1 protein-coding gene is annotated in these 1,780 nt (G+C 67.5%); it reads left to right on the top strand.

The features are described from left to right. A partial coding sequence (locus tag AC5Y6X_RS24305) for a condensation domain-containing protein (RefSeq protein WP_499989696.1) occupies positions 1 to 1,780 on the top strand: 1,780 nt, incomplete at both ends.

Below are 1,780 nucleotides of genomic sequence, written 5' to 3'. Positions count from 1 at the left end.
GGTGGCGCTGACCGTAGGCGATGCCGCACTCGGGGCGGTTGTCAAAGACATCAAGGAACAACTGCGCGCCCTGCCCGACGGTCTGACGTACGGTCTGCTGCGCTACCTCAACCCCGAGATCGGTTTGGCCGCATCCGATCCGGCGATCGGTTTCAACTACCTCGGGCGCCTCGGTGCGGCCTCGTCCGAAATGGCGACGGATCTGTGGCGGATCGATCCCGACGGCATGTCGCTCGCCACCGCCGCCGCGGCGGTGCCCATGCGGCTGGCGCACACCGTGGAACTCACCGCCGCCGTCGTCGACACCAATACCGGCCCGCGGCTGGACGCCACCTGGACGTGGGCGTGCTCGGCACTTGACGATGCGGGGATCAGCCGGCTCAGCCAGCTGTGGTGTGATGCGCTGGCCGGCATCTGCGCCCACGTCGAACGTGGTGGCGGCGGGTTGACGCCGTCGGATATCGCCCCCGCCCGGCTCAGCCAGCAGCAGATCGACGAGCTGGAGCGTCACCACCGCATCGCCGATATCCTGCCGCTGACTCCGCTGCAGCAGGGGCTGCTCTTCCATGCCCGCAGCACCGTCGATGGCGACCTGTACGCGATGCAGCTGGACCTCACCTTGAACGGTCCGCTCGACCGCGACCGCCTCCACCAAGCCGTGGAAACCGTCGTCGCCCGCCACCCCAACCTCGTCGCGCGGTTCTGCGACGACTACGACGCGCCCGTGCAAATCATCCCCGCCGACCCCGACACTCCGTGGCAGTGGCTCGACCTCACCGACCACCAAGAGACCGATGAACAAATCCAACACCTGTGTGCCGCCGAGCGCGCGGCGGTCTGCGACCTCACCGACCCGCCGGCCTTCCGAGCGGCTTTGATCCGCATCGCACCGGATCTGCATCGCTTTGTGCTGACCAATCACCACATCGTCCTCGACGGCTGGTCGCTGCCGATCCTCGCGCAAGAGATATTCGCCAGCTACTACGGGCGGCGGCTACCGGCCGCCGCCCCGTATCGCAGCTTGTTTACCTGGTTGGACAAACGAGACGTCGATGCCGCCCGCGCGGCCTGGGCCGAGGTGCTGGCCGGTTTTGATACCCCGACGCTGGTGGGCCCGCCCGGCCCGGCAGAGCCAAGTCCCAAGGGCTCTAGTTCATTTCGGGTGTCCGAGCAGACCACGCACCGCGTTGGCGAGCTGGCGCGCGCGCAGCACACCACCGTCAACGTCGTGCTGCAGGCGGCCTGGGCGCAGGTGCTGATGTGGTTGACCGGCCACCATGATGTCGCGTTCGGCACCGCGGTTTCGGGTAGGCCGGCCGAGATATCCGGCGCGGACACGATGGTGGGCTTGCTGATCAACACGGTGCCGGTGCGGGCCAGCGTCACCGCCGCGACCACCACGGCCGGGCTGCTCGATCAGCTGCACGGCGCCAACAACCGCACGCTGGATCACCAGCATTTGGCGCTGCACGAGATTCATCGCGCCACCGGACACGAGCGATTGTTCGACACGCTGTTCGTCTACGAGAACTACCCGATCGACACCGGCGCGCTGTTCGGCAACGAGGGGCTGGCCATCACCGAGATCAGCGGTCGAGAATCGACCCACTATCCCCTGGCGATGGTGGCCCGGCCGGACCGCGAATTGAGCCTTCGCGTCGAGTTCGACACCGGCGTGTTCGATCCGGAGGGCATCGAGGCGCTCGTCGAGCGGTTGCAGCGGTTGTTGGCGGCGATGGCCGCCGACCCCGGACGGCGGCTTTCGTGTCTGGATGTGCTT

It is taken from the genome of Mycobacterium sp. NGS26 (assembly GCF_059813025.1).
The sequence above is the reverse complement of the archived record's forward strand: the minus strand, read 5'-3'. Positions and strand labels throughout refer to the sequence as shown.